The sequence below is a fragment of the Candidatus Kuenenia sp. genome (assembly GCF_039794105.1).
Taxonomy (GTDB): domain Bacteria; phylum Planctomycetota; class Brocadiia; order Brocadiales; family Brocadiaceae; genus Kuenenia.
This window is the reverse complement of record NZ_JBDIWA010000014.1, coordinates 37,675-62,922: the sequence shown is the minus strand read 5'-3', so window position 1 is coordinate 62,922 and position 25,248 is coordinate 37,675. Positions and strand designations below refer to the sequence as shown.

Here is a 25,248-nt window from a genome sequence, read left to right as displayed (position 1 = left end):
ATAAAGAGGGCTGGGGAGGATTAATGAAAATACTTGTCACTGGAGGTGCAGGCTTTATCGCTTCTCATTTAGTGGATAACTTAATTGCCAAAGGACACGACGTAATAATTGTTGATAATCTTTCCACGGGAAGAGAAGAAAACATTAATCCCAAGGCACGGTTTTACAAAGTGGATATTTGTAATGCCGCTGCATTGGCAGATATCTTAGATAAGGAAAGACCTGATGTCATAAATCACCATGCTGCGCATGCTGATGTGCGTAAATCGGTAGAAATGCCGGCTTACGATGCAAATATAAACATACTCGGGTCACTGAATCTTTGTCAATTATCGATGAAATACCAAGTAAAGAAATTTATTTACGCTTCTACGGGAGGGGCAGTCTATGGAGAACCAAAGCGCATGCCTGTAACGGAGGAATCACCAATTGAACCTCTTTCCCAATATGGAGTAAGCAAGCACACGGTAGAACATTATTTGTCCGTTTTTAACAAATTATACCATATGAACTTCACGATACTTAGATACCCAAATGTTTATGGCCCAAGACAATCACCGTATGGAGAAGCAGGCGTTGTAGCTATTTTCAGCGAACATATTTTAAATAACAAACGCCCGACAATTTTTGGGGATGGCAGTAAAACGAGGGACTATGTTTTTGTAGCAGATATTATTGAGGCAAATCTTAAAGCATTGGAAAAAGAAGGGAATGGCGAAATCTTTAATTTAGGATGGGGGCTGGAAATTTCCGATTTGGCTGTTTTTCAGGCTATTCGGGATGCCTTAAATTCAAAAATAGAGCCTATTTTCGGAAATAAACGGAATGGAGAAATAGAACGTATATGCCTTGATAGCACGAAGGCAATGAAAATACTTCATTGGACGCCAAAAATCAATTTTAAAGAGGGGATTAAACTGGCCACTCATTACTATAAGCAATTAAATAACGCTTAATTATCTGGGTATGGCATCCATACCCAGTAATATACCACGAAAGATTTATAATAATTAATGGAACAGTAATTCCCCGTCTTTTATAAAAAGCTATATCCAAAAAGATATTTTGCCATGCGGAAATATCTCTTGCTAACAGGTTGTTTTTAATAAAAAACAACCTGGATAATGGGATATTATCGTTTCGTCCACTGGAAACTCTTCCTTGCGCCCTTTCGCCCATACTTTTTGCGCTCTTTCATCCTGCTGTCACGCGTCAAAAGGCCATTTTCACGTAAGTCATCTGCCAGGGCAGAGTCAATCTTTGTCATTGCGCGTGCAATACCCATACATACCGCCCCTGCCTGACCGCTTATCCCGCCTCCCCTTACATTTACCAGTACATCATATCCACCCAGTGTTTTAGTGACCTTAAATGGGTTCAAAACTACCCCTTTATGGCGGTCAACAGGAAAGTATTCATTAATATCACGCTTATTCACGGTTACTTTACCTGTTCCTTTTTTTATTCTAACGCTAGCAACCGAAGTCTTGCGCCTTCCTGTTCCCCATACATACTGTTCTGTAACCATATTTCTCCCTTAATTTCTAATTGTTAACTCTTTTGGTTGTTGAGCCTGATGCGGGTGATTTGCATCTTTATATATTTTTACTTTTTTCAGCATTGATTTTCCCAATCTTGTTTTTGGCAACATTAGCCTTATGGAGCGATTCAGTATTTTTTCCGGTGTTGTTTTAAGCGTATTTCCCACCATGCGTTTTCTCAATCCACCCTGATATCCCGTTACATAATAATGAATTTTTTCCTGCATTTTTTTCCCGGTAAGCTTCACCTTACTTGCATTTGTAATTATAACAAAGTCTCCTACATCAATGTAAGGCGTGTATTCCGGTTTATGTTTACCTTGCAACACCCGGGATATCGTTGTTAAAATTCTGCCAAGCACCTTATCCTCAGCATCAACAATATACCAATCCCGCTTCACCTCTTCTTTTTTTGCCATATAAGTTTTCATTGCTTTGTATCCCTGAATATTTCAAAAATAAAAAACGCCTTATCGGTATAAGGCGCCTCTTTATAAATTAAAAATGCAACTTAATTGATAAAATCCCTTATATTTTCAAATGTTATACCCTCCGGTAAACCAGAAAACCCCTGTTCTTGGTTTAGCCCCTGATAAAGCACAGAAGTTCAACATCAATTTGTGGCGATAAGATACTATAAACGTTTATCAAATTTTGCCTTAAATGTCAATGGCATTTTAAAATGCCATTTTGATTTAATTTTCATTTGACCTATACAGCAATAGCATTTAACATAAGTACGTACATTTTTATTGTAATATCAGTTATCAACTTTTCAATAGGATTTTTTACTGTGCCAAATGATATTTTTATAAATTTAAATACCCTGGATTTAAACAACACTATCGTAGATATAGAGGGAATACGCAGCATAATTCCGCACAGGTACGAAATGGAACAGCTTAGCGGCATTTTACAATTTGACCCTGAACAGAAACTGATCGTGGGTTACAAAACTGTTTCAATGAATGAATTTTGGATAAGAGGACATATACCAAACCGCCCGCTCATGCCTGGTGTGATGATGCTTGAAGCTGCCGCCCAACTATGTACATATTATTATATGAAGACAACGAAAGACGCCCGCTTCCTAGGCTTTGGAGGGATAAATGATGTAAAATTTCGCGGGAAAGTTGTGCCGGGCGACAACCTCATACTTATTGCTAAGAATAAAGAATTAAGGCCACGCAGGGCAATTTTTGATACACAGGGAGTCGTTAACGGAAAACTTGTGTTCGAAGGAGTTATAATTGGAATGGTCGTGTAGGCAAAGGCAAAATACTATCGTTGATACATTTGAGAGAGTGGTGGTAAAACTTTTCGCCCACAATAACACATTGTAATAAAATCGATCTTCCATTTCTCAATACATTTATTAGCAAAAATCCCAGGCTAAAATACAATAAAGAAATTATACTGGTCTGCGAACTAATTCCAAAACATCCGCTATATTTTTTATGGTATAGTCCGGTTTAATTTGCATACCCTTATTCTGTAAAAATGCCCTATAATGCCTTCCATGTTCGAATAAAATTGTAATCATGCCTAAAGTTTTTCCGGCAGCGATTTCATCATCTATCTTGTCCCCCACACAAATAATTTCTTCCGCTCTCAGATTACTGTGCTGCATGATTTCCTTAAAATAATCTTTTTTTTTCTTTTCCCCATCCCTTTCTACAATCAATATTTTATCAAAATAATTATTTCCCAATCCGAGCGCATTAATTTTGTTCTTTTGGACAAGCATTTCTCCCGATGTAACAAGAAATAACATGTATTTCTGTTTTTTAAGTTGAATAAGCGTTTCTATTACGCATGGAAATAGTGTAATATCAGATATTTCAACACATATATATTCATCTAACAACCTTTTGCCACAAGAAGGAGGAAGATTATACATTGCAACAATGTAGTCATAAACATTGCATTTTGTACCGTGCTTCTCCTCTAAATCATTTTGTAACCGGAACGCTTCTTCTTCGCTACAACTTATTAATTTAGCGATAGTTTTTGCAACCTGCCGTCTTCCCCTGACGATTAATGTGCCACTGCAATCATACAGCGTATCGTCAAGATCAAAAATAACGGCCTTTATTCCTGATAGATCATTTTCCATGTGTTTATGACCTGCATCTTGCGCCAAATAGGCCGCTCCCCGATGACCGGTAAAATTTTATCAAATATCTATGCAGCGGTAGGAATTAAAAAAACCTTGCCATTTTCTTCATTTTTGTTGTAATCTTATAAAAATGTAAAAACAATTTCCTATCAGTTCTTTGTTTGTAAAAATGCCACAACATGAAGGATTTTATTTGGAGCAGAAAATAGAAATTCCGTCCTCGCCTGTAACTTCCGCCTTAAAATCAACCAGCACCTCATGCATTCAGTGGTTTCCTTTTTATTCCCAATATTTAGAAGTTTTGTAATACGTTAGTTTTTTTGAAAAAAAGCTCATAGTATTACAAGGTTTTTAATTTAGTTTTTCAGAACTAAAAAGGATTTTATGTTTTAAAGTTTGCCGATTGTGGGCTATCTCCATATTGATATTTGCAAATATCCAGGCGACTATGTCAGGTAAGTAAAGGTATTGAAAGTGAGAAAAAGCGTTTTTAAACAGAAGATATTAGATTCTTGATTATAATATTATATTATTATGGATAATTCAACTCAAACGGTAATTACGGACACTAAATTAAAAAGTATGAGCGAAGAGATACAGCGGGAAGCATCGCGACGTCGTACATTTGCGATTATTTCGCATCCGGACGCGGGTAAAACAACGTTAACAGAGAAACTTTTATTATATGGCGGGGCTTTAGAACTGGCGGGCTCTGTTACAGCAAAGAAAAAACAGCGTGATACAGCCTCGGACTGGATGGATATTGAGAAAAAACGAGGGATTTCTATTTCATCCACTGTTCTCCAGTTTGATTACGGGAACTACAGACTGAATTTGCTTGATACACCAGGCCATAAAGATTTTTCGGAAGATACGTATCGCGTATTGATGGCGGTTGATGCAGTAATTATGGTCATCGATGCCGGAAAAGGGATCGAGAGTCAAACCCGTAAACTCTTCGAGATATGCAGAAAGCGTGGTATTCCCATCTTTACGTTTATGAACAAGCTTGACCGTCCGTCAATGACCCCTTTGGAGTTGATAGACCAATTGGAGAAAGTGCTGAACCTGCATGCCTTTCCTGTTGTCTGGCCATTGGGAAACGGACAGGATTTTAAAGGCGTTTATGACAGGCTCAGGAAAGAAGTACATCTGTTTGAAAGGGTGCCGGCAGGGGAGTATAAAGCGCCTGTGTCGATTCGGGATATTCGGGATCATTTGGTAAAAGACATCCTAAGCGAGCAAACATACAACGAAGTTGTAGAAGAAATAGCGCTCCTGGATGATGCGCACGGGGGTTTTGAACGGGATGCCGTTCTTCATGGAAAGACAACACCGGTTTTTTTCGGAAGTGCGGCTAATAATTTTGGTGTGGAGCTTCTTTTAAGAGGGTTCCTGGAGTATTCGGCTGGTCCTTCCCCCAGAAAAGCAATAAGTGGTTGGATACCGTTGGATAATCTTCACTTTTCCGGGTTTGTTTTTAAAGTCCAAACTAACATGAACCCACTGCACAGGGATAGAATGGTTTTTGTAAGAGTTTGTTCCGGAAGATTCTATCGCGATATGATTATAAACCACGTGCGACTTGGAAAAGAAATAAGATTATCCGGTTGCCATAGTGTTTTTGGCCGCAACCGGGAAATAGCCTGGGAAGCTTATCCGGGTGATATCATCGGTTTTGTAACGAGAGCGGATTTTCGTGTCGGAGACACAATAAGCACGGATCCAAACCTGGTTTTCGAGGAAATTCCGCGGTTCGCTCCGGAGTGTTTCGCTTTTTTGCATAATTCTTTGTCATCAAGTTATAAATCTTTTCGCAAAGGCGTGGAACATCTTCTTGCCGAGGATATTGTGCAGGTGTTTCATTTGCAGGATCATAGGAGCAATCTCCTCCTTTTAGGGGCGGTGGGGCCTTTGCAATTTGAAGTTATGCAGTATCGCCTTAAGGATGAATATGGGGTTGAATCCAGATTAGAGTCCATGCCATGGGAAGTTCTCAGATGGCTGGATGCACCTTTGAACGATACGGATTTAAAACGGTCTTTACCGCATGGTGCTGCGTTAGGTACGGATGAACAAGGCCGGATGGTTATTCTTTTCCCGTCTGAGTGGTCATTAAAATATTTTTCGGAAAAGAATCCTTTGATAAGGCTTTTAGAATCACCCAATAAAACAAAATAAAAAGGGATTTTTAAAAAATATATCGATGATCAGATGTTTCCCCTCATGCCTTATACCGTGTGACTACAACGTGGAGAAGAAAGGCAATTCTCTCATATTTGAATTTTCATAATAGCCAAATACCATCATTAATACTTGATTGATAAAGACTTTCAATGTATTCAAATATAATAGCGCAGAAAGGGTTACACCATGTCACCTTCAGAAATATCATACACCCATGGGAGGTCTATTGGTTGATAATCAACGATCTCTTCTTTTGTAAAAAAAGCAGCTATTTCTTTTTCTGCGGAAGAAGGAGAATCCGAACCATGTATTAAATTAAAGCGGTTACTTACCGCGTAATCGCCCCGAATAGTTCCCGGTTCTGCCTTTGACCCGAAAGTGGCGCCCATCATTTTACGTGCTATTTCTATGACATTTTTCCCCTGTACCACGATGACAACTACGGGAGAAGAAGTGGTATAGCGCACTAAAGGCTCGAAAAAATCCTTCCCTTTATGGGATGCATAATGCGCTCGTGCCAAAGATTCAGGGATCATCATCATCTTCATCCCGGCGATCTGCAATCCTTTTTCTTCAAACCGGGAAATGATCTTGCCAAGCAGACGGCGCTGAATGGCATCCGGTTTCAATATAATTAACGTCTTTTCCATGTACTACTGTCCTTTCATTCCCTTAAGTTTCTTAACATAACGCGCCCTGACCAAAAGAAAAAATTCCTGATATTCAGACGATTTATAATCGGGGAACGTCCATGGGAAAGATTCATATTTACCCCGGCGATAATCCAATGTAACTTCAGCATATATGCCATCCCGTAAATAAATGCGATGAGAAAAATCTTTGGTGGAAGCTAAAATAAGCCTGCTTTCATTGATATATCCTGGATCTATATTCACCGGACGAGCTACAACATACTTTTCCTCTGAGGCAATAACCTCCTCCAATGCGTTTGTTTGTATTTTTATGGCTGCGATTTCATCCGGCATGATAAGCCTTTCAAAACTAAAAAACTGTCTCAAAATGCCTTCGCCCATATCATCATTATAATATCTGGTATAGTGAAAAGGGTAAATATTGCTGTGAAGATCAATTTTCCCAAAATATCCTTCGAGTGTTTCGCCTATTTGAACAAAAAGTGCTTGTACACCGGACAATACCCCTATAATTAAATTTGCCGGTTTTGGCCTTCCTATCTCACCCACATTATGTTAATTCGCACTCCTCTCTGTCTTTATCAGATGCTGCAGTATGCGTTCAAGCTCTTGTTTGGTATTTTCGATGTGTATTAAAAAAACTTCACCACTTTTTCTTAATTTTATCTCCAGTTCTTTTGTTTCAGTATATTTTTTCCCGATAATTATCTTTACGGGAATGCCTATTAAATCGGCATCCTTGAATTTTACCCCCGGCCGCAAATCTCTGTCATCGAATAATACATCGATTCCTTTCATATCCGTCATATCGTCATAAATACTCCTTGCCGCATCCATACATGTTGGATCTTTGACGTTTACGGGGATAATGATAGCATGGTAAGGAGCAAGTGACATAGGCCATATAATCCCGTTTTCATCGTGTGATATTTCTATAATCGCCGCAATAATCCTATTTACTCCGATACCATAGCATCCCATAACTTTTGGCTTTTCTTTTCCATCCGCATCAAGGTAATGCGCTTTTAAAGCGCTCGTATATTTTGTTCCCAATTTAAAAACATGGCCTATTTCAATTCCCTGCGAGATTTCAAGAGCATGATTACAATGCGGGCAATTATCACCCTGGGTTACATAACGAATATTTGCAATCTGATCAATTTTGAAATCCCTTTCAGGGTTAACGTTCAATAAATGATAATCTGTTTTATTCGCCCCCGTAACGAAATTAGAGAGCGTTGTCACCGCCTGATCGGCAATTATTTTCATTTTTAGACCTACAGGACCTGCAAAACCAACGTTTGCGCCAGTAGCGCGCTCAATAGTCTCACGGCCTGCTAATTCAACAGATTTCGAACCAAGAACACCTGACAATCTTGCTTCGTTCACTTCATGATCGCCTCGCAGGAGAACGGCAAACAGTTGTTCTTGTGAAGTATAGATTAGGGTCTTTACCATGTGATGTTGTGAGATATTCAAAAAATCACTTACTTCCCGGATAGTGCGTTTGTCCGGAGTGTATATCTCCTCAAGCTTTCGCAGGGAAGAATTCCCTTGTTGTGGTAAGGGGGCAGCTTCGGCCCTTTCACGATTTGCGCTGTAACCACAGTTCCGGCACAAAATCAATATATCTTCTCCCACGGAACTTGGGACCATAAACTCATGGGAAGCATCCCCTCCCATTGCCCCGGAATCTGCTTCTGCAATAATATAATCAAGTCTGCATCGGTCGAAAATACGGCAATACGCATCATACATTAACTGATAACTTTTGTTTAAGCCCTTCTCGTCGAGATCAAAGCTATACGCATCCTTCATAATGAACTCCTTGCTCCGCAAAACACCAAAACGGGGCCTCATTTCATCTCTGAATTTCGTTTGAATTTGATACAAAGTAATAGGAAGTTGCTTATAAGAATTGATTTCATTTTTAACTATATACGTAATAACTTCTTCGTGGGTAGGACTTAACACGGTTTCTTTGCCATGCCGGTCCTGAAAAGTAATCAGGTCTGCGCCGAAAACATGTAATCGTCCACTTTCTTTTAACAGGTCTAAGTGTTGTAGTGCGGGGAGAAATACCTCTATCGCTCCGGAACGATTCATTTCTTCTCTCACAATGGCAATAACTTTGTTGAGAACTAACGTTCCTAACGGCAGGTAAGCATACGCGCCAGAAGTTATTCGCCTGATAAGACCTGCGCGAATCATAAGCTTGTGACTGTCTATTTCTGCTTCTGACGGACTTTCTTTTAATGTAGGAATTAATGTTTGAGACCATTTCATTTTCTTGTTATTCCTTGATAAATTTTTAGTTTAGTATATGGTTTTAACAGCAAACTGCCATGAGAAAACATTATAATTCCTTATTCTTTGCGTTCAAGAGATAAAAATATACTATGTCTCTATTATAAAAAGCGAGTTACACTTTTATAATTAACCGTTCGGCTATGATGAAAATATTTGACATACTACATTTTCGAATTATAATGTGATTTTTAATTTTAAACCTTATGTTTGTCCATGAATAACCCTGTTAATTGTGCCCAAAAAACACTCATCTTTGAAGAATATTGGTTCTTTAGCCAATTGATAAAGCGCCACTAAATTTTTGATGTTTTTAAAAAGCCTGACGTAATTAACATTGTCATTAATTCAGGAACAGGGATAGGTTGTGGTTTAATTTTTGATTAGGTGCTTATAGTTGACAATTTTTATAGTACGCCTGGACTTTTTGTAATGGAAGGGGAAAAAGCGTTGCGAAGTAAAATTCTGTTGATGTGCATATTCTCGATTGCTATCTTCAGTGTATCGGAAGACCGTTCTTGTTTGTATGCTGAAGAAATAGCTCAGGTTGAGGGTGAAAAAGAAGAGAAGAGCGAATTGGCCATACTTATGAAAGAAATAGATAAGAACTATAAGGCAACAGAAGAAATTTCTGGTTACTATAACTATAAAGATGAAGAATGGAAGATTATAGGAGATGCAAGCGCTAACCTCATAAATCTCTGCAAAATTGCTGTAAAAAAATTCGCGCGTACGGATGATGAAAAATATCAGAAACTTAATAAAACGATGCTGGAAGAATCCGAGAAAATGCATGAAGTATACAAACGCAGAGATCAGGTTGGCGCATTAGAAGATGCACAATGGCAGGTGCGCCGTTTGAGGCAAACATGCGCGTTATGCCACAAACATTTAGGTATTCATCTCTACCCCAATTTATATCCTGGGCATAAAGATTGGGGGGTAAAATGAAGCGTTAAACATCTGTTCTGCCAAACCCTCAGGCCGATGAAAAACACTATATGTGCCCGTGGTTTAGTATGGGATGATATCGTGCATCGAAAAAGTTGTTCATTCGTGAAAATGAATTACATACAAAAGTCATTAACGTAATCAAATTAAGTTTCCGGCATGCGAAAAAAAATTTGATCAAAACCTTTAGAGTTGTCACTAAAGCTATTTCTTAAAATTATCAGGGCGAAGTTTCTCCGCAGGTTCCGGACGGTTTTGGTATTCAAATTTTTGCTTGACTCACTTTCTTTTCAATGATATATTGGCAAGCTCTGAAGAAGCGGTACTATTTCTGAAATTAAATGGGTTTGGAGTGTCATTCAAAGAATTTATGAGGGAAAAAGCATCGCTTATACAATAGATAGTCGTAATTTGCTTGGTAATTACAGTAACCACACAAATCGGGCGATATTTTATATTCTTTTATCAAAGCGGTAAAATCTTCTGGATGGTGGTTGCAAATGTGTAATGCAGTTAATTAGAAAAATACCTTTTGAAGGAATAGTTGTTTTTATTCTGTGTATCGCTGAGTGAGAAAACTTTGATGGGTTTTGTAAACACATGCTGCTTCAAATATTTTTGTGCGAAGGGGGGTGAAGAAGTATCTAAGTTAACAGCAAATTTTTCTATTTCAGAGATTTCTGGAATGTAAGCGCTAAGTAGGTAAACTTTTGATTAATATAATATAAATAAGTGAGGAGGGAAAGGAAAAATGAAGCTAAAAAAAGGCATTTTAGCTGGGATTTGTGCAATGGTTATTTCAGGGGTGGCGTCGATTGGATACGGCGCAACGCAACAAGAGTTATGTAAGAATATGTGGGATCCTTTTCAGTCAATGAGGGCTGTGACGGGATTGATGGAACTTACACCAGAACAGTGTACACAATTATCAAAGGATGCAGCGGCTATTTTGGCTGGTGCAAAAGAATCCCATGACAGTATTTCGGTTGATAAAAATTATAAGGTTTTGAATGATGAGGTTACTTATCATGCTGCGAACATTGATGCTGCATCAAAAGCGAATGATTTGGAGGAAGTTCAGGTGCAATTCAGGAGAATGACCATTGCATGCAGAAATTGTCATAAGATTTACAAGTCAGAGCAAAGACTCGTTCCGTAATATAAAATGCCTACGTTAATTTCCATATAGTGAGGAGGGATTATTATGAAGTTGTTCCGTTTAAAATATGTATTACCGCTTGTTGCAGGGTTGGGTTTGTCTTTGACAAGTACAACTTGGGCTTTGAATGAACACACCGCAGGCGATACAACAAAGAGTCCATATACTATATATGCTGGTCTTGGTTTTGCAGTACAAGAAAGTTGTTATTATTGCCATGGAAATGGCGGGAAAGGAACTACCGAAGGGCTTAGTTTTGGTGTTCCTGATTTCACTAGCGCAGAATTTCAATCATCAAGGACAGATGAACAGCTTATAGCCCATATTAATCAGGGGAAGGGTAAATGTCCTTCTTATCAGGGAAAGATGTCTCCTGAAATGATTGAGAAAATGGTTGGTATTGTGAGAAATTTTGCTGCAAAGTAAATTCTCGCGGTTGGGTTGATAGTAAACAAACTTTAGAGACGCAAAAATCAAAGGGTATATGAACAACACAGTACGTTCATATGCCCTTTTTATTTCAAATACGATAATATGCTTTCTTATATTACTGGTGTTTTGATATATTAATTGATGTCTCATCGCAACAATAAACATTGTGCCATCCCAATTTTTTTACCACTTTCTAAAGATTTATCAAGCTTCTTCTCATGGAAACAAACTCAATTACTACTGAAAACTATTTTTACACCTTATTAAAAAAAAATTATCATACTTCGGAAAAAATACGTGCGCAAATTATAGAAACGAAGGAAAAAGTTAGAAATATTGTACAAAGAGAGCCGTTAAAAGGGTTTACTATTAACTTTCAAGGAGAGGTCATTGGATGTTCTTTTGAAAAAACACTGAAAATAATTGCCAAACGCTTATTTTGCAAAGGAGTAGTTAATCATATTTTAACATTAAGGGATAAAAATTCGGTAGAAGTAGATGCGACGGCAACACAAACTGAAGTGGAAAAACTCATTCGCTTTCTCATGAAACGCCATGTTGTCTTGCATTGTAAGAAAAAAACGTCAAAAGATATCAGTAATATGTTGATAATCGATGAGAATGAACAAAATCAATTAGGAAGTTTTATTCCTGATTCACTTTGCTGTAATTATGCATCTTTTGTTGAATCTACTGAAAAATACACCGGAAGGCTGAACGATTATCTTATTCTTAATAGTTTGCCCTTAACAACAGAAAAACTCGGTCGGGAGCTTCGTTTTAACAAAATTGAAACAAAAAATAAAGTTTTTACGAGTACCGGTTTAAAAGAAATTTACTTAAATTTAAATTTTTTAAACCTTATCCTTATGTTGGACTTGGAAGAACACTATTTGAAACTTAGAATTTTTAGCGCACAGGAAGAACATCTCAAATCTGTCGAGGAAAAAATTGACAGTCTTGGTTTTTTTGCGGATATTTTTCAATATATTGCAAGTGAAGATAATCCATTATTGTTCAACAAAGATTTGTTCATCGATTTAATGAGGATTGAACATATTATTGAAAAAGAAGATTGGAAATCACTTCCTGCATATGGAGGTTATATTTACTCAGCATTAAATAAACTTAACGAACATTTCAAAATCATGGAGGAATATAATCTTTTTTTAACTTACGCCAACTGTATTGAAAAGTTTTTGGCAAAATTACACAAGAAGCTTTTCAGGCAGAAATCAGACTTTAAAAATGAAAAAAATGATTTGAATGCAAACTACAATGAATTAAAAAAGCTACATATTTTATCCCGGCACCCCTCAATAAAGCATACCTATTTGGAGTTATTGAATTATTTTAGTAAATTATTGGCATACATTGATTTTATGTCCATGCAAAACAAATATCATGGCACCGAAAACACGAGGCAAAAAGTGTCTTTCCTAAAAAGACAGGGAAATGGATTTATTTCAGGCATAGAAAAATTTGTAACATCTGTTTTTGGTCGTTCGACCACTAATTCTACAAAATCCTTACCTTCTAAAAATGAAGATTTTGCGAATGAACAAGAGGACGACGCCCATAAGCTCATAGAAAAACTGACAAAAAAGCTGAAAGAACTATCCCAATTAAAAACTGCTTCTGGAAGGGATGCTTATATGGAAGCCAGGACATGCATACCATTGCTCACCTATTTGTCCGATATTTTAGATCAGCTAAATGAGATAGTTAAAAAAGATGAATTGGGCAAGAATACTAAGGAGTTATATAAAAATGTTTTTCTTAAATCGAAATTGAATAAGTTCACTACTCTATTTAATGAATTGGGCCGCTTAGTTACATTTGACGATGAAAACGAAAAGGAATTTGTCCGTAAAACATTGGCCGATTTACAAAAATTCCTTTATAGTAAACCTTTAAAAGAAGACAATTATACAAAAATTATAGATAAAATTAGCGCTTTGGAGGATTTTGTAATAAACAAAAACAAACCACATCTTGAAAGTGTTGATAAAATACATACCTTCACTCAAAAATTTAGTCAGAATACCGTTTTAAAAAATATAATTGACATAAAAACGGAAATTGAAAAGATGCTTGAGATAGAGAGGAAGTTCTTGCAAATTGAAACCTTTAAAAAAGAGGGTGATTTTTTTTCTTATAGCAGCAAAGAACTGGGCTGTTTTCTTGAAGAAATAATAATATTTAATAAAAAATTGAAAGCAAACGGCTATTGGAACAACAAATCAAATTTTGAAGAAATCGAACAAAAATTTGACCAATTGATTGCAGAGGTAAGCGATATTGAAAACCGCATTGTTTCAAGCGCGATGAATGAAAACAATAGAATATCTAAAGAAACCGTAAAATACGTTGATTATTTAAAAAATTCCATAGTGACAAGGAAGAGTTTGGAAGGTGCAATTATTCTTATACAAAACCAAATTAGTCAAATAGCAGGATTTATTCATGCAATTAAAGATTCTCTATACCAACAATCATTTGTCCACTCCGGAGTCTCAACCAGCGTGCTTTTTGATCAAATAACTTTTTTGCTCAGTGGTATTGATGTAAAACTGCTGGATATGGACAAATTAACGGAAGACATGTTCATTGACTGTATTAGTACGATATCTCACTATCAAGTAGGAGAAACGTTTCAGGAGCCGCAAAATGACGATATTAATCGCTTAATGCTGGAAATCAGAAAAAGGGAAATAGTCAAAACATACAAAAATTAGCGTAAAACAGTATTTCTGTTTAATAAATAACCCCGATGATTTACTATGTATTTAAAAATTTGGTGGCTGGTACAAATTTTACCTCCATTAACTCCGCACTATAGTGTGGGGATATCAGTGATAAAATACACCGGTTTTAGCCATGACCTTCAATTATACCCCATGCGGTGAAACACAAATAGATGGATTTTCCAAAAAACTAAAGTATTACAAAATCTGCATATTTTTAGCCTGACAATAACAATTAATCATGACAACCATTTCTCATAAAAAGGACAAAAATTGGGATTAATCTGCAAAGTCATAAAACCGCTGTCGTCAACTCTGTAAAAACCATTATTTTTGTATGGTTTCTTCGTGTCCTTCGAGACATTTTAAAAATATCCTATGAATTTAAGTTACAAAGAACTTCCATTAATTGATTTATTCGCTCAAAAGGTTGCAAGCACTCGAGAGAGAAAAAATACCGATAAGACGCTCCATGATTATGCACTGGACAGGGTAGATGCAATGTCGGTTCTCCATTGTGCAAATTTGCTCAATGACCAATACCTGAAAAATGCAATTCAAGCTTCAGAAAAGCATATGATCAAAACTCATCCTCAACACAACAATATCCTGCAAAATACAATACCCATTAACGCAAATAACAATCGACCAACCGACAGGAAAATACCACACTATACCCATCTTATTGAATTGAAGGGCCATTTGATTTTTCAAGCAGCGTGTTGCCTTCCGTTAAAAATATTGGCGGCAAGTCTTGACGGCAAAACCGTTTCTGGCAAAACTTTGTTTAATAGTCACTCAGATTCTGGTGGAGGAAAGCTGGTATATGAATTTTTGGGAACGGGAAAAGAATTAATAGTTGATTTAAAACGAGGTGAAAGTACCAACGCGCAACGTCTGATTTTTCAAATATAAAAAAAAATCCCTGAGAAATTCAACTCAGGGATTTTTTTCTTTAGTAAAAATAGGGATTTTTGAAATATTAAATCCATTCCTCAGATAAAACTCCACCTTCAATACCTACGACAACCTGTTTAACCGGTATTTTACGGGTCGCTTTTTCTGCCCCCTCTTTTGCTACCTGAACTAACCCAAAACAACATGGTACCTGCATGATCATTACGGTCAAAGTATTAATCTTTGAGTCATCAATTAAAGACTTTACTTTTTCTATATAGACCTCTTGATCCGAATCCAATTTAGGGCAAGCAATAGCAATGCTTTTGCCTTTCAGATAATCCTTATGAAAATCAGCTAATGCAAAAGGAACACAGTCAGCGACCAACAAAATGTCTTTTTCCTGAAAATAAGGCGCCTGGGGCGAGACAAGGTGAAACTGTATCGGCCACTGCCTTAACTGAGACTGGCGCTTGCCTGATTCACCCTCGCTCTGTTCTTCCTTTTCACTAAAATCTATCGTTCTTGATCCTGGACAACCACTCATTTTACAACCTCCCTTAAAAATTTCTCTTCCAATTCAATAATAAAATTCTCGTACTTTCTTGGCAATTCATCCCCAACAGAAGCATCCGCATCATTACACCTTTGAAACATTTCACCTACCTGTGCGTCAGATAATTGACGATCAATCCAAGGATAAAGGATTTCATCTTCTTTTTTGATATGCTGTGTAAGCAAATCCATGTATCCAAAAAGGTGTTCTTTTATCGCAGCTTTGTCACCTCTTTTAACCCCCTCTACTACTTGCCGGATATGGTTTCTTCCCGTATCGTGATCTTTATACATAATTTGTATAATTTCAGCATTTTCATCAACGTATTTAAATAAAATATCTTCTTCCTTCATATGATGATATTTGTCAGCATAATTACGTATAAAATCAACGCAACTTAGCACAAGATCTTCGTCTACTTCCATGCTACTTTCAACATATTCAACAATGGAAGGTATGAGAGCCAAAAGCCGTTTAATGAGAACATGTTCATCGACAAGTTTTTTCACCGAAGGAGAATAAGTAATTTTCTTTGGAATAGCCGTCTTTGTCAAATCCACCTTTGGCTCAGGAATATCCCTGTCCGGATAAATAGCTTTTTCTATCCTATACATCAGTGTTGCTTCTTGCAGAGGATCAAGATTATGAATTCCAACGATATCCTTCATAAAGCAACTTCCAACAGAGCATGGCGCACAACCTATGCCATACTCTTCAAGAATTTTGCCTACTTCCGGGTAATTGTCGATAATCCCCTTTATTTCTTTATTTAAAATATTTTCCAAAAACCCCTCCTTAATTCAATGCTGTTATAGTGCCGTCAATCACAATATTTAAGAAACTATTATAGCCAACGATTATATAACATGTCAAGCAAAGAAATAGGTGAAAATTTACCAGGGAATGCCGATATCAAGCTTTTTTGCCGCTTGCAATTATTGTTTGTTTTTATTATATTCTGTAAAGTCGATTGGTCGAATTTAATTCGCTCTTAAATAACACATTTTCACACTTTAGCCAGGGCTTTAGGCTATTCTCTACGCGGTGCGGTTTAACGCATGGACGGATTTTAAAAAAACTAAAATATTACCGTAAATTTTAGTTTTTTTAAAAGGGCTTGTTAACTCCTGGCCTTTTTTTAAACCTTTGTATTTTTCAGAAAAAATAATCAAGTGAATATTGTTACTTATCCTGCCCCTGTATTGCGCCAAAAGGCAAAACCCCTGACAGAAATCAATGCAGATGTGTATAAAAAGGCGGAAAAAATGGTTGAATTGATGCACCGTGCGCATGGTATTGGATTGGCGGCGCCACAGGTAGGCTGGTCTGTACGCTTGTTCGTTATTGATGTTGTTGGAAATAATGTAGACGATAAGGTATTTATCAACCCATCAATTATGGAAGAAGCTGGTGAAACAAGTAAAGAAGAAGGATGTTTAAGTTTTCCAGGCATTATGGGAAAGGTTATAAGAACCCGCAAAATTAAGGCATGCGCGTATAATCTTAATGGGCAGAAAATTGAGGTTGTTCTGGAAGATTTACTTGCCCGTGCATGGCAACACGAGCTTGACCATCTGAATGGATGTCTTTTCATAGACAGAATGAGCCCTGCCAGCAGACTTGCTGCATCTCAACAATTAAAAGAATTAGAGCGGTCATATAAAAAAGACCGGGTTCCGGTTTAATACACTCTTTTGCAAAATCTGAAAAAGAGAGAGAAAAGGAACAGTTGGTTAAATTATGAACGTTATTTTTATGGGAACCCCGGAATTTGCAGTTCCCAGCCTGAGTTTTTTGGCAAAATCAAGGTATAATGTTGTTGCCGTGGTAACACAACCAGACCGGCCAAAAGGAAGAAGCAAAAGACCCTGCCCTTCGCCGGTAAAAATCAAAGCGCTGGAATTGGGATGGGAAATATTACAACCAGCCAACGTAAATGACGAACCTGTAATAAAACAATTGAAAAGATATGCCCCTGACTTTATCGTTGTTGTTGCATTCGGGCAACTTTTATCCAGCCGGATAATCGACATTCCACGATTCAAATGTATAAATATACACTCATCTTTGTTACCAAAATACCGTGGAGCCGCCCCCATAAACTGGGCTATTATAAAAGGTGAAACTATGAGTGGCGTAACCTCTATGGTGATGACCCTCAAAATGGATGCAGGTGATATTATTGCGCAAAAAAGCGCTTCAATATTTCCGGATGAAAACGCAGGGGAACTTGAAAAAAGATTATCATTTATGGGCGCTGAGTTGTTATTGGAAACATTGGATAGTATTGCAACAGAAACAGCGCGTTATAAGAAACAAGAGGAAGAAAAGGTGACTTTTGCTCCAAAACTGAAAAAAGAAGACGGATTGATCTCCTGGTCGGAAAAAACCCAGGAAATTCATAATCGAATACGCGGCGTTACACCTGTTCCCGGGGCATATGCATTTTACAATAAGAACAACCTGCTAGAAACGAGAAAGAGGATTATTTTGTTAAAGACACGTATTCATGAGGGATGTCGCATGCATGAATCTATTATACCGGGAACAGTTGTAGAAACGGCAACCTGTGGAATTCATGTTGCAACATTGGATGGCTTTATTTGTATCACGCAATTGCAACCTGAAGGGAAACGCGCAATGGATGCGCAGGATTTTATTCGTGGTTACAAAGTTGCATCTCAGGACATTTTTACTGCATAAACACTAACATTTTTATAAGAGGCCGATAATTATGGAATTTATTGATAAGAAGTTTGTTTCTATCAATAATCTTATGGTAAAACTAAGGAAGAAAAAATGCTCTTCAAAGAACTTACTGATTCTCTTCCCGCATTGTATTCAACACTCTGAGTGCAAACAAAATGTAAAGAACGACTTGAACGAATGTAAGCGCTGCGGAAAATGCAAGATAAAAGATCTGATAGAATTTTCTGAAAAATACGGCGTCCACATATCTCTTGCCACCGGGGGACGTGTTGCCCTTCAAAAAGTAAAATCAGAAGAGATACATGGAGTTGTTGCTATTGCCTGCGAAAAAGAATTAAGAACCGGTTTAATGGCCGCCGCCCCAAAAACTATTTTTGCAGTGCCAAATCTCAGGCCACATGGATACTGCAAAGATACTGACGTATATATGGATGAAGTAAAAGAAGCAGTTGAAAAATTCCTCAAATAAAATTGATGTACGCCTTGAAAGTATTCGTATTCTGCGAAAGGTTGATGAAAAAGATGTTTTCTTGCAAGAACTTGTTGAGGAGCGATGTCAACAAGCGAATGTATCAAGGCTAGACAAACACCTTCTCCTTGAACTTGTAAACGGCATTACCCGCCATCAATTATCCCTTGATACCATTCTTTCTTTCTTTTCTAAGATTCCGCCAAAAAAAATAGAACCCTGGTTACTATATGCATTGCGTCTGGGAATCTATCAAATGGTTTTTTTAGATAAAATCCCCCATTCAGCCGCGGTAAATACCTCCGTAGAACTCGTTAAAAATCTGATACGGCGCCCGGATGCTGCACGGTTTGCCAATGCGATACTGCGTGCAGTGGACAGAACCATAAAGAATAAATATTCAGTCATTAATGAAAATGTCAATCCGCAAAAATTGTTGTACAAGAAAGAAAACGTTTGGTGTGAGTTCAGCGAGCCAATCTTTCCAGATCAGGGGAAAAACCTTACATCATATATCGCAAAAAATTATAGCCATCCGGAATGGTTGATAAAGCGCTGGCTCACCAGATACGGGAAAGACAAGACAATAGAAATATGCAAGGCTAACAATTACATCCCGACATTATTTCTGCGTATTAATCATAACAAAACTTCAATCAGTGAATTTGCTTCCCTCCTGGAACAAAAGGGCATTCTTGCGCGTGTAATAGACAACAATGCATTGATAGTAAATAAGAGTGTTGTTTCTGACATACCTGGATTTTCTGATGGATTATTTTCGGTGCAAGATATAACCTCCATGAAAGTTGGTACCTTTCTCATTGCAGAAACACCCACCGACGGCGTAATCACTCTACTGGACATGTGCGCAGCGCCTGGGGGAAAAACTACACACATTGCCGAAATAATACAAAACAAAGGCAGCATTTACGCCTTAGACATTTCCCTGAAAAGGCTGTATCGTGTAAAAGAAAACTGCCAAAGACTAGGCACCAAAAACATTACCATCATCTGCGGTGATGCTTCAGAAGGAAAAATCCCCTTTCGCTGCAAATTTGACCGTGTGCTTGCAGACGTGCCATGTTCCAACACCGGAGTGCTTTCACGTCGGGTAGAAGCCCGGTGGAGGATCACGGAAAAAAATATAAAACAGTTGGCAGCACTTCAATATTCTCTGCTAAAAACAGGTTCCACCATGCTTAAACAGGACGGTATTTTGGTATACAGTACCTGTAGTATCGAACCGGAAGAAAACCAGGAGGTAGTGCAAAAATTCCTTAAAAATGAACCACAATTTTGCCTTGATAAGGAAGATTGCTATTTCCCGGAAATAAACAAGGGAGATGGAGGATATATGGCAAGGATACGGAAAAAAAATTTGGGGTGGTAATGTATTGTGTGGAATTTTATTATATTTGTTCTTCTGGTATACAAAAATTATACAGTAGAAATATTATTATAATAAACTTAAAAAATCTTCAACAGATAAGTTTGCATTGCGAATCAGAGAACGTAGAGTACCAATAGATAATTCTTTGTGTTGTGGTATTGATAAGTTAACACGAATTCCGGGTTTTTACATTACCAGGTGGCTTCCTACTTGTCCTATAGTTTGCCAACCAGCTTTTTGAAAGGCTTTAACCGCCTCCTTTCCTGGAAAATAATGGTGGAGCTGAGGGGATTCGAACCCCTGACCTTTTGAATGCCATTCAAACGCGCTCCCAACTGCGCCACAGCCCCACATAGAATAGGTGATAGTTTTTTAGATGAAGTGTTGGTAAGTGTCATATATCGATGAGATAAAAAGCTACCATGATACTTGCTGATTGTCAAGGTTTTTCAACAGGAATCAATGACCTTTTCAATTGATTACGTATGAAATTCTGTTAGAATTTGAATCTCTTTTGTATCGCTGCGAAAGATGAAGGGAAGGCGCAGAACCAGATGCAAGATGCCTGGTTGTCCCCTTGCCGTCTTTTTTCAATATGGAATATGGTACAGTCGGCAATCTGCAATCTGCAATCTGCAATCTGCAATCTGCAATCGGCAGATTGAGGACTGAGGACTGAGGACTGAGGATTGTGTTTAGTTTTTTTGCATGCAACACCTTGCTTTTAAGGAGTAGTCAATGGCGCAAAGGGAATACAATTTCACCGATATTGAAACGAAGTGGCAGGGCTACTGGGAAGGCTGCTGTTTATTTCATACGGATGATTCAAAGAAAAAGGATAAGTTCTATTGCCTGGTAATGTTTCCGTATCCATCCGGCACATTGCATGTGGGACACGGCAGGAATTATATTATCGGAGACGTTGTCGCCCGGTACAAAATTATGAAGGGATACAATGTGCTTTCTCCTATCGGATGGGACGCCTTCGGGCTTCCCGCTGAAAATGCCGCTATCAAAGGAGGTACGCATCCTGCCGCATGGACGCACAAAAATATAAAAGCCATGAAGCACCAGCTTCGCCGATGGGGAGTCGGATATGATTGGGACAGGGAAGTTACGTCCTGCAATCCTGATTATTATAAATGGACGCAATGGATTTTTCTGAAACTGTATGAGAATGACCTTGCATATAAAAAGAAGGCGGCGGTTAATTGGTGCCCTTCTTGCAGTACGGTATTGGCCAACGAGCAGGTGGTAGATGGATGCTGCGAACGGTGCGACAGCCCTGTTAGGCAAAGGGATCTGGTGCAGTGGTTCTTTCGTATCAGCGACTATGCCCAGAAGCTTCTTGACGATCTTTCATTGCTGGAAGGATGGCCGGAGCGGGTAAAGACAATGCAGGCGAACTGGATAGGGAGAAGCGAGGGGGTGCGCATTGATTTCCGGCTGGAAGGTTCGGGAGAGATATTGCCATGTTTCACCACACGGCCCGATACCCTTTACGGCGTTACTTTTGTCTCTTTGGCGCCGGAACATCCCGTAATTGAGCAACTGGTCACCGGTTCTCCGTGCGAGGGCGAGGTGATGGCGTTTGTTGAAAGGGCGAGAAACCAGGGAATGGTGGAACGTACGGCGGAAGATGCCGTAAAAGAGGGAATTTTCACCGGAACGTATGTTATCAATCCGGTTAATAATACAAAAGTTCCCCTGTGGATAGGAAATTATGTGCTCATGGAATATGGCACGGGCGCCGTTATGGGGGTGCCTGCGCATGACCAGCGTGATTTTCTTTTCTCAAAAAAATATCATTTGCCGGTTAAGGCCGTTATTCAACCGGAAGGGGAATCACTGTATGCCGAAACGATGAAGGAGGCCTTTACCGGTGAAGGCGTTCAGGTTAATTCTGAGGCATTTAACGGCATGCTCAATACGAGGGCAATGGTTGCGATTGCTGAGCATCTTGAAATGAAGGGGCTTGGGAAAAGGACAGTGACGTACCGGTTGCGCGACTGGCTTATATCGAGGCAGCGTTATTGGGGAGCGCCTATTCCTATTATATATTGCGAGACGTGCGGAACGGTTCCTGTTCCGGAATCACAGCTTCCTGTGCTTCTCCCGGAAGAAATAGAATTTCTGCCCCAAGGCATGAATCCTCTGGCAAAGATTGATTCGTTTGTCAACACGACTTGCCCTAAATGTGCAGCGCCTGCAAAGCGCGAGGTTGATACGATGGATACCTTTGTTGATTCGAGTTGGTATTTCCTCCGATACCTTTCTCCGAAGGATAATAATCAGCCTTTCGATAAAAAAAAGGTTAATGAGTGGCTGCCGGTGGATCAGTATATTGGCGGTGTGGAACATGCCATTTTGCACCTTTTATATTCACGGTTTATTACGAAGGCTCTTTATGATCTTGATTTCATCGGATGTAAAGAACCGTTTCACCATCTCTTTACACAGGGGATGATTATTAAGAATGGCGCGAAGATGTCGAAGTCGAAGGGGAATGTGGTAAGCCCTGAAGTACTTATCGAAAAGTATGGCGCGGATACCCAGCGTCTTTACACCCTTTTTATAGGGCCGCCGCAGAAAGATGCAGAATGGAACGACCGGGGTGTGCCAGGAGCGCACCGGTTCCTGAACCGGCTCTGGCAAAAGGTTGTCGAATTTGAAGAGAGTTATGCAAAGGTTGGGCGCACACAAATTGACATGCAAAAACTTCCCCCGAAGGCAAAGGCAATTTACCGTCAAACGAATCAGACAATTAAAAAGATTACGGATGATTTAGACACTTCGTGGCATTTTAACACGGCGATTGCCTCGATTATGGAATTATTAAACAATATTGATTCATTTAAGGTTGTTGCGCCTCGCAATACGGGAGAAGAATTGGAGTTCCGGGTTTTTAGGTATTCTATGGAAACGATTCTGTTGCTCATGGCCCCGTTTGTTCCTCACATTTGTGAAGAATTATGGGAGGCGATGGGGCATAAACCCAGTATCTTCCATAATAAGTGGCCAGAATACGACAAGGATGCGATTCAGGAAGAAGAGGTTGAGATTGTTATTCAGGTCAACAGCAAGGTAAGAAGCCACATTTCAGTACCGGTGGATATTAGCGATAAAAAATTAAAAGAATGTGTAATGAAAGACGAACGTGTTATTTCATACATTGAAGGAAAGACAGTGGTCAAAACCATTATTATTCCCAAAAAATTGGTGAATATTGTAGTGAAATAAAATAAAAATGAAATTTCTGAGCACAAGAATTAAATAAATAACCCATTAAATAATTTGCTTACTTACCTCCTGATTCTAACCTTATTGTGATCGATTACTACAAGAGTATGTTCTATCTTTTTTTCTGGGTATTTCTTAAGATAATTCAAAAGATTGTCATGTACCTTTAATGCATTTGCTGGGTTAATTTTAAGCACAATGATTCCATTATGTTCTTTTGGAGGAAATTTCAATATACTGCAGAAATGCATATCCCTTGTTAATAATATACAATGCTCTTTTTTGGCAAGATCGATTACTTCTCCATTTTTAATTCCTAAAAATCCTTTTTCTTTTATGGTTACCACTTCGTAGTTATGGTTCTTCAAGAGTTTTATTGTAGAAAAATACAGGCATTCGTCAGCCAGGAATTTCATTCCTTTAACTCCGCAGCAAAATGAATTTCTTCTTCTTTAACGAGCATCTTTGCGTATTCTACACAAGCTTTTATATCTTCTTTTGTCAGATCAGGATAGTAATCTTTAATAATTTTATCAAAGCCTATTTCTGCTTCTATGAGTTCAAGTACCATGTATACAGGAATGCGCGTACCTTTAACGCATGGCTTTCCCCCACAGATCTCATGATCTACCGAAATTCGGTCAAACATATTTATATCCTCCCTTAAGAAAAAATTTATAAGACAAGGGAAATGGGTTTTCCCCGTTTATTTTAAGATATTTTGTGCCGTTGTAATAAAAGTACTTCATCTATATAGCGTTTGAATTTTGCCTTAAATACTTCGCGATCAAAATTCTCTGCATGTTTTCTTATATATGAAGCATCAAAGATATTTTTGTTTTTTTCAAAATATCCGATGGCTTTTATTAAGGATTCTGTTGTTTGTTCTGTAAAAAACACCCCTGTTGGTGTTTCTGTCTGTTTTTGTTTCATTTCGTGTCTGGATTCAGAGTCAGGATAAATTCCGCGTACGGTTTCCAGCACACCTCCCTTAGCATAGGCAATTACCGGTTTTCCGCATGCCTGTATCTCAAGGGGCACAATGCCAAAATCTTCCACTCCGGGAAAGATCAGCGCCTTGCAATTTCTGTAAAAATCTTTCAATACTTCGCCCGGTTGCCAGCCGAGGCACTTAATGTTATTCTTTGCCATGTTTTTAATTTGTTGCTCTTCCTGTCCCCCTCCGATAATCACAAGGGGTAACCTCAATTCCCTGAATGCCTCAATGGCAATATCAATTCTCTTGTAAGGGGCAAATGCGGATACGATAAGATAGTAGCCGCCTTCTTCATAGGTATCCGATGGAGTAAATAATGAACAATCCACGGGGGGATGAATTACCTTTGCGGTTCTTCGGTAATATTTCTTAATGCGGTTTGCCACATTGTACGAGTTGGCGGTAAAATAATCCACCCGGTTTGAAGACGATACATCCCACATCCTCAGATAATGGGCAAAGATATTCATTGCCGTCCTTGTCATAAATCCCTTCTTGTTTTTTCCAAAATACGTATGGTAGTGTTCCCACACATACCTCATGGGGGTGTGGCTGTAACATACGTGAAGCGTGGAAGGGGGGGTAATTACCCCTTTTGCGACACAATGGCTGCTGGAGATTACGAGGTCGTAGGCATCGACAGAGAAACTCTCTATTGCAAGTGGGAACAATGGCAAATATGTGCGGTAGTGCGTCTTTATCAGGGGTAATTTCTGTAAAAAGGAGGTGTAGATAGTCCTGTTTTCTATTAAGGGCGATACTGACCCTGGAATATGTAGCAATGTGAATATATCTGATTGGGGGAAAAGCTCACAGAGACACTCCAGCACCTTTTCCCCGCCACGCATGCCGGTGAGCCAATCGTGAATAATGGCAATTTTTTTCATATTGAAT

General features: G+C 38.5%; 24 protein-coding genes and 1 tRNA gene. 13 read left to right on the top strand and 12 right to left on the bottom strand.

Going from position 1 to position 25,248, the window contains the following annotated elements:
• Positions 1-23: 23 nt before the first annotated feature.
• Positions 24-956, top strand: a complete 933-nt coding sequence (locus ABJL82_RS08950; protein ID WP_347274388.1) for an NAD-dependent epimerase/dehydratase family protein — start codon at positions 24-26, stop codon at positions 954-956.
• A gap of 176 nt (positions 957-1,132) precedes the next feature.
• On the opposite strand, the gene rpsI is transcribed toward ABJL82_RS08950, so the two are convergent.
• Together rpsI and rplM are read right to left on the bottom strand one after the other, a co-directional pair.
• The gene (gene rpsI / locus ABJL82_RS08945; protein WP_347274387.1) at positions 1,133-1,528 is read right to left on the bottom strand and encodes a 30S ribosomal protein S9; all 396 of its coding nucleotides are present in this window, start codon (positions 1,526-1,528) and stop codon (positions 1,133-1,135) included.
• A 9-nt stretch (positions 1,529-1,537) separates the two neighbouring features.
• Positions 1,538-1,972 carry a 50S ribosomal protein L13 gene (gene rplM / locus ABJL82_RS08940; protein WP_099326118.1) on the bottom strand — a complete coding sequence of 145 codons (435 nt, stop codon included), beginning with the start codon at positions 1,970-1,972 and terminating at the stop codon, positions 1,538-1,540.
• A 362-nt stretch (positions 1,973-2,334) separates the two neighbouring features.
• Between rplM and ABJL82_RS08935 the strand changes: the two genes are divergently transcribed.
• Complete coding sequence (locus tag ABJL82_RS08935) at positions 2,335-2,808, top strand: 3-hydroxyacyl-ACP dehydratase FabZ family protein (RefSeq protein WP_347274386.1); 474 nt, start codon at positions 2,335-2,337, stop codon at positions 2,806-2,808.
• A 144-nt stretch (positions 2,809-2,952) separates the two neighbouring features.
• Here ABJL82_RS08935 and ABJL82_RS08930 read toward each other — a convergent pair whose 3' ends face one another.
• Complete coding sequence (locus ABJL82_RS08930) at positions 2,953-3,657, bottom strand: HAD family hydrolase (RefSeq protein WP_347274385.1); 705 nt, start codon at positions 3,655-3,657, stop codon at positions 2,953-2,955.
• A gap of 537 nt (positions 3,658-4,194) precedes the next feature.
• Between ABJL82_RS08930 and ABJL82_RS08925 the strand changes: the two genes are divergently transcribed.
• Positions 4,195-5,841 carry a peptide chain release factor 3 gene (locus ABJL82_RS08925; RefSeq protein ID WP_347274384.1) on the top strand — a complete coding sequence of 549 codons (1,647 nt, stop codon included), beginning with the start codon at positions 4,195-4,197 and terminating at the stop codon, positions 5,839-5,841.
• 185 nt (positions 5,842-6,026) lie between these two features.
• On the opposite strand, the gene ndk is transcribed toward ABJL82_RS08925, so the two are convergent.
• Genes ndk through ABJL82_RS08910 form a run of 3 tightly spaced genes read right to left on the bottom strand, consistent with a single transcriptional unit; the run spans position 6,027 to position 8,786 of the window.
• Positions 6,027-6,497 (bottom strand): nucleoside-diphosphate kinase, encoded by a 471-nt coding sequence (gene ndk, locus ABJL82_RS08920; RefSeq protein ID WP_347274383.1) that lies wholly within the window; start codon positions 6,495-6,497, stop codon positions 6,027-6,029.
• Between the two features lie 3 nt (positions 6,498-6,500).
• Positions 6,501-7,049: a DUF4416 family protein gene (locus ABJL82_RS08915; protein ID WP_347274382.1), complete on the bottom strand. Its 549-nt coding sequence runs from the start codon at positions 7,047-7,049 to the stop codon at positions 6,501-6,503.
• A gap of 6 nt (positions 7,050-7,055) precedes the next feature.
• Positions 7,056-8,786, bottom strand: coding sequence for a proline--tRNA ligase (locus ABJL82_RS08910; RefSeq protein ID WP_347274381.1), 1,731 nt, complete (start codon positions 8,784-8,786; stop codon positions 7,056-7,058).
• A 471-nt stretch (positions 8,787-9,257) separates the two neighbouring features.
• Here ABJL82_RS08910 and ABJL82_RS08905 point away from each other — a divergent pair, with 471 nt between their 5' ends.
• The 5 genes from ABJL82_RS08905 to ABJL82_RS08885 all read left to right on the top strand — a co-directional run bounded on the left by ABJL82_RS08905 (position 9,258) and on the right by ABJL82_RS08885 (position 15,011).
• Positions 9,258-9,758 carry a hypothetical protein gene (locus ABJL82_RS08905; protein WP_347274380.1) on the top strand — a complete coding sequence of 167 codons (501 nt, stop codon included), beginning with the start codon at positions 9,258-9,260 and terminating at the stop codon, positions 9,756-9,758.
• 751 nt (positions 9,759-10,509) lie between these two features.
• Positions 10,510-10,917 (top strand): hypothetical protein, encoded by a 408-nt coding sequence (locus ABJL82_RS08900; RefSeq protein WP_347274379.1) that lies wholly within the window; start codon positions 10,510-10,512, stop codon positions 10,915-10,917.
• Between the two features lie 45 nt (positions 10,918-10,962).
• The gene (locus ABJL82_RS08895; protein ID WP_347274378.1) at positions 10,963-11,343 is read left to right on the top strand and encodes a cytochrome c; all 381 of its coding nucleotides are present in this window, start codon (positions 10,963-10,965) and stop codon (positions 11,341-11,343) included.
• 224 nt (positions 11,344-11,567) lie between these two features.
• Entirely contained in the window at positions 11,568-14,087 is a 2,520-nt protein-coding gene (locus tag ABJL82_RS08890; protein WP_347274377.1) for a hypothetical protein, read from the top strand.
• A 387-nt stretch (positions 14,088-14,474) separates the two neighbouring features.
• Positions 14,475-15,011 carry a hypothetical protein gene (locus ABJL82_RS08885; RefSeq protein ID WP_347274376.1) on the top strand — a complete coding sequence of 179 codons (537 nt, stop codon included), beginning with the start codon at positions 14,475-14,477 and terminating at the stop codon, positions 15,009-15,011.
• Positions 15,012-15,078: 67 nt separating this feature from the next.
• On the opposite strand, the gene ABJL82_RS08880 is transcribed toward ABJL82_RS08885, so the two are convergent.
• On the bottom strand, positions 15,079-15,540 hold the full coding sequence (locus ABJL82_RS08880) for a 4Fe-4S ferredoxin (protein ID WP_347274375.1): 462 nt from the start codon (positions 15,538-15,540) through the stop codon (positions 15,079-15,081).
• On the bottom strand, positions 15,537-16,334 hold the full coding sequence (locus ABJL82_RS08875; RefSeq protein ID WP_347274374.1) for a hemerythrin domain-containing protein: 798 nt from the start codon (positions 16,332-16,334) through the stop codon (positions 15,537-15,539). Before ABJL82_RS08875 ends, ABJL82_RS08880 begins: the two co-directional genes overlap by 4 nt.
• A 387-nt stretch (positions 16,335-16,721) precedes the next feature.
• On the opposite strand from ABJL82_RS08875, the gene def reads away from it, so the two are divergent.
• Genes def through rsmB form a run of 4 tightly spaced genes read left to right on the top strand, consistent with a single transcriptional unit; the run spans position 16,722 to position 20,117 of the window.
• Entirely contained in the window at positions 16,722-17,234 is a 513-nt protein-coding gene (gene def, locus ABJL82_RS08870) for a peptide deformylase (RefSeq protein ID WP_347274373.1), read from the top strand.
• Between the two features lie 55 nt (positions 17,235-17,289).
• Positions 17,290-18,252 (top strand): methionyl-tRNA formyltransferase, encoded by a 963-nt coding sequence (fmt, locus tag ABJL82_RS08865; RefSeq protein ID WP_347274372.1) that lies wholly within the window; start codon positions 17,290-17,292, stop codon positions 18,250-18,252.
• A gap of 31 nt (positions 18,253-18,283) precedes the next feature.
• Positions 18,284-18,727, top strand: a complete 444-nt coding sequence (locus tag ABJL82_RS08860; protein WP_347274371.1) for a DUF116 domain-containing protein — start codon at positions 18,284-18,286, stop codon at positions 18,725-18,727.
• Complete coding sequence (rsmB, locus tag ABJL82_RS08855) at positions 18,708-20,117, top strand: 16S rRNA (cytosine(967)-C(5))-methyltransferase RsmB (RefSeq protein WP_347274370.1); 1,410 nt, start codon at positions 18,708-18,710, stop codon at positions 20,115-20,117. Before ABJL82_RS08860 ends, rsmB begins: the two co-directional genes overlap by 20 nt.
• A 274-nt stretch (positions 20,118-20,391) precedes the next feature.
• Here the strand turns inward: rsmB and ABJL82_RS08850 are convergent.
• Positions 20,392-20,467: transfer RNA gene (locus tag ABJL82_RS08850), tRNA-Ala, on the bottom strand.
• Positions 20,468-20,855: 388 nt separating this feature from the next.
• On the opposite strand from ABJL82_RS08850, the gene leuS reads away from it, so the two are divergent.
• Positions 20,856-23,357, top strand: a complete 2,502-nt coding sequence (gene leuS, locus ABJL82_RS08845) for a leucine--tRNA ligase (RefSeq protein WP_347274369.1) — start codon at positions 20,856-20,858, stop codon at positions 23,355-23,357.
• Positions 23,358-23,419: 62 nt separating this feature from the next.
• On the opposite strand, the gene ABJL82_RS08840 is transcribed toward leuS, so the two are convergent.
• The 3 genes from ABJL82_RS08840 to ABJL82_RS08830 all read right to left on the bottom strand — a co-directional run bounded on the left by ABJL82_RS08840 (position 23,420) and on the right by ABJL82_RS08830 (position 25,241).
• Complete coding sequence (locus ABJL82_RS08840; protein WP_347274368.1) at positions 23,420-23,773, bottom strand: DUF5615 family PIN-like protein; 354 nt, start codon at positions 23,771-23,773, stop codon at positions 23,420-23,422.
• Positions 23,770-24,006: a DUF433 domain-containing protein gene (locus tag ABJL82_RS08835; RefSeq protein ID WP_347274367.1), complete on the bottom strand. Its 237-nt coding sequence runs from the start codon at positions 24,004-24,006 to the stop codon at positions 23,770-23,772. The genes ABJL82_RS08840 and ABJL82_RS08835 overlap by 4 nt, the downstream gene beginning before the upstream one ends.
• Before the next feature lie 62 nt (positions 24,007-24,068).
• Positions 24,069-25,241, bottom strand: a complete 1,173-nt coding sequence (locus ABJL82_RS08830) for a glycosyltransferase (RefSeq protein WP_347274366.1) — start codon at positions 25,239-25,241, stop codon at positions 24,069-24,071.
• Positions 25,242-25,248 lie beyond the last annotated feature (7 nt).